Source organism: Sphingomonas bacterium (genome assembly GCF_028289855.1).
Lineage (GTDB): Bacteria > Pseudomonadota > Alphaproteobacteria > Sphingomonadales > Sphingomonadaceae > Sphingomonas.
In genome coordinates, this window is record NZ_JAQGKZ010000007.1 from 1 (window position 1) to 3,060 (window position 3,060).

Consider the following 3,060-nt stretch of genomic DNA (forward strand, 5'->3'; position numbering starts at 1 on the left):
GACGCTCGACGCGTTCGATTTCTTCCTTCTGCTGTTCATGCTGTCGGCGATCTCGAAGGAGTTCGGCACCGACATCAAGACGGTGGCGGAGGCGACCTTCCTGACGCTCGCCGCGCGCCCGTTCGGGGCGTTCGCGTTCGGCTGGCTGGCCGACCGATATGGGCGGCGGCCGATCATGATGGTCGTAATCCTGCTGTTTTCCGCCTTCTCGTTTGCCTCGGCGTTCGCGTGGAGCCTGACCAGCCTGTTCGTGATCCGTACGCTGTTTGGTTTCTGCATGGGCGGCGAATGGGGGATCGGCGCGAGCCTGGTGATGGAATCGATCCCCGCCAAGTTGCGCGGGCCGGTGTCGGGGCTGCTCCAGTCGGGCTATCCGTCGGGCTATTTCCTCGCCAGCCTGGTCTATTTTCTATTGTTCGACACGATCGGCTGGCGCGGCATGTTCATGGTCGGAATCGCGCCCGCGATCCTCGTCTTCCTGATCCGCATGCACGTCGACGAGAGCCCGGCGTTCGAGGCGCGGTGCGACAAGCCCAGGGCCAACCCATTCACCGTCATCGCGCAGAATTGGAAGGTCGCGCTCTACCTCGTCGTGCTGATGACCGCGTTCAACTTCTTCAGCCACGGCACGCAGGATCTTTATCCGACCTTCCTGAAGGAACAGCACCACTTCGACACCAAGACGGTCGGGCTGCTGGCGATGATCGGCAACGCCGGGGCGATCGTTGGCGGGATCGGCTTCGGCATCTGGTCGGAGAGCATCGGGCGCAAGCGCGCCATCATCATCGCCGCGCTCATCGGACTGCCGATCATCCCGCTCTGGGCGTTTTCGACGACGCCGGTGATGCTAGGGCTCGGCGCGTTCCTGATCCAGATTTCGGTGCAGGGCGCGTGGGGGATTGTGCCGGTCCATCTCAACGAGCTGTCGCCTGCGCTCGTGCGCGGGATGTTTCCGGGCTTCGCGTATCAGCTCGGCAATCTGATCGCGTCGCGTAACGCGCCGATTCAGGCGCGCATCGCGGAGGCGAATGGCGGCAATTACGGGTACGCGCTGGCGCTCGTCGCGGGGATTACGGTCGTCGTTCTTGTGATCTGGACCTCGCTCGGCCCCGAGCGGCGCGATGTCGATTTCGTCGCGGAGGCCCACGCGTGAAGGCGACGATCTGGCACAATCCGCGCTGCTCGAAATCGCGCGAGACGCTGGCGATCCTGCAGGAGGCGGGCGCCGAGGTCGAGATCGTCGATTACCTCAACAACCCGCCGACTCGCGACCGGCTCGCCGCGCTCTATGAGCGCGCCGGACTGACCCCGCGCGCCGGCCTACGCACGGGCGAGGACGCCGCCAGGCATCTCAAGAACGCAAGCGACGATGCAATCCTCGACGCGATGGTCGCCAACCCGATCCTGATCGAGCGGCCATTGGTCGAAACCAGCAAAGGCGTACGCCTCGGCCGGCCGCCCGATAGCGTGCGCGACATCCTCTGATCCGTTCAGCTAATCCGTTCAGCACCGGTTTATCGGCGCGCATTCATTCTCTCCGCGAAACGAAGGGGAGAATATGAATGATCCCGCTGTTGCTGGTCGCCGGCCTGCTCGCGGCTGATGTGCCGCCTGCCAACCCGCAGATCGACTATCGGGGTTTTTCGAACCTGACCCGCAAGCTGCAACCGGTCCGCGACCGCCACCGCGTTACCTTGCCGCAATTCCAGGCGATGGCGGCGAGCGGCAAGGCGGTGATCCTCGACGCGCGCTCCGCCGACGCCTTCGCCGCGGGGCACATCGCGGGCGCGATCAACCTGCCGCTGACCGACTTCACCGCGCAGGCGCTGGCCGAAAAGCTCCCCGACCGCAAGCGCCCGGTGCTGATCTATTGCAACAACAATTTCACCAACAACGTTGCGCCGGTGATGCTCAAGTCGGTCGCGGTGTCGCTCAACATCCAGACCTTCATCAACCTGCATGCCTATGGCTACGCCCAAGTGTGGGAACTGGCCGACCGAGTCGATTTCAACGACCCTGCGGTGCGCTGGGTAAAGAGCTGACGACTTCCTTTTTGCCGAGCAAGCGGTAAGCTGACCGGCAGGAAGGGTCGTCGTGGATAATCGCCTCGTCATCGCCGCGCTAAGCAGCGCGCTCGTTACCTGCCCCGTGCTTGCGCAGGATGGTCCGGCCGCTGCGCCCAAGCCGGTACGCGAAAAGAAAATCTGCCGGTCGGAGATTTCCACCGGATCGATCCTGCGTGCGACGACCTGCCACACCAAGGCCGAATGGGCGGCGATCGACGCCCGCAATCAGCGCGACGCCAACGATGCCATGTCGAACCGCGGCGCGGGTCGTCCGTCCTCGCCCAGCGGTTTGTGACCGGTCAGACGCGCTCCATCGCCCAGACGTCGTTCGAATAGATGAACCGAGTCTCGCCGCCGCGTTCTTCGGAATATTTGCCGCCGGTCAGATAGAGACGGCGACCGTCGGTCCAGGTGGCGACGCCGCCGCGCGGGCTCCGGAAAAATTGTAGGAAGGCGGAAACGGCGCAACGGCGGCCAGCCGGGTCCAGCGGTGCCGCGATGCTGGCGCGCTGCGCGGCGCACAATTCGCCAGCGCCAAGGTGGAAACCGCGACCAGCACGTCGCCTCGCGAAGGGCTCGCTTTCATCCCCAAAACGTCAGTCGCTCAGCGGGACAAGTCAAGATGCGACGCCGGAGAAAGCGTGACGCTTCCTCCGGCGCCAGCGAGATCAGCCGGTCTTGACCCTCACGGTCGTGGTCGTCTTGGCCGCCGGCGCTACGGCCTTGCGAACGACGCGGCGCTTGACCACGCGCTTGGCGGGCACACGCCGGACGACGGTGCGCGTTGCGGGCGCTGCGGTGGTGGTCGACGTCGTCACCGTAGTAGAGGTCGGCGCCGGGGGTGGCGGCGGCGGCGCGGCGATGATCACCGGGGCGGGGGGCGGTGCGTTGCGCGCGGCGGCGGCGTCGGCCTCGGCGGCACGAGCGCGGGCTTCGGCTCGCGTCGATGCTGTGCGGCACCGCCGTTTCGCTCGACGAAATGGTCGCGTTCCGC

At 65.6% G+C, this 3,060-nt stretch carries 6 protein-coding genes; 4 read left to right on the plus strand and 2 right to left on the minus strand.

Translation table 11 applies throughout. From position 1 onward, the window contains the following. The 4 genes from JWM94_RS00270 to JWM94_RS00285 all read left to right on the plus strand — a co-directional run. Positions 1-1,153, plus strand: a 1,153-nt coding sequence (locus tag JWM94_RS00270) for an MFS transporter (protein ID WP_299419431.1), incomplete at its 5' end; no start/stop codon positions are given. Beyond that, positions 1,150-1,485 carry an arsenate reductase (glutaredoxin) gene (gene arsC, locus JWM94_RS00275; protein ID WP_299419435.1) on the plus strand — a complete coding sequence of 112 codons (336 nt, stop codon included), beginning with the start codon at positions 1,150-1,152 and terminating at the stop codon, positions 1,483-1,485. The genes JWM94_RS00270 and arsC, both read left to right, overlap by 4 nt. A 77-nt stretch (positions 1,486-1,562) precedes the next feature. Further along, on the plus strand, positions 1,563-2,042 hold the full coding sequence (locus JWM94_RS00280; RefSeq protein WP_299419438.1) for a rhodanese-like domain-containing protein: 480 nt from the start codon (positions 1,563-1,565) through the stop codon (positions 2,040-2,042). Between the two features lie 52 nt (positions 2,043-2,094). Beyond that, positions 2,095-2,361: a hypothetical protein gene (locus JWM94_RS00285; RefSeq protein WP_299419442.1), complete on the plus strand. Its 267-nt coding sequence runs from the start codon at positions 2,095-2,097 to the stop codon at positions 2,359-2,361. A gap of 4 nt (positions 2,362-2,365) precedes the next feature. Here the strand turns inward: JWM94_RS00285 and JWM94_RS00290 are convergent, their stop codons facing one another. Next, the gene (locus JWM94_RS00290) at positions 2,366-2,590 is read right to left on the minus strand and encodes a hypothetical protein (RefSeq protein ID WP_299419446.1); all 225 of its coding nucleotides are present in this window, start codon (positions 2,588-2,590) and stop codon (positions 2,366-2,368) included. Positions 2,591-2,734: 144 nt separating this feature from the next. Beyond that, on the minus strand, positions 2,735-3,060 hold a 326-nt coding region (locus JWM94_RS00295), incomplete at its 5' end, for a hypothetical protein (RefSeq protein WP_299419449.1).

Bases quoted from the DNA above. Each gene is read 5' to 3' on its own strand.
- JWM94_RS00280 (WP_299419438.1), top strand. From the start codon at position 1,563: ATGATCCCGCTGTTGCTGGTCGCCGGCCTGCTCGCGGCTGATGTGCCG.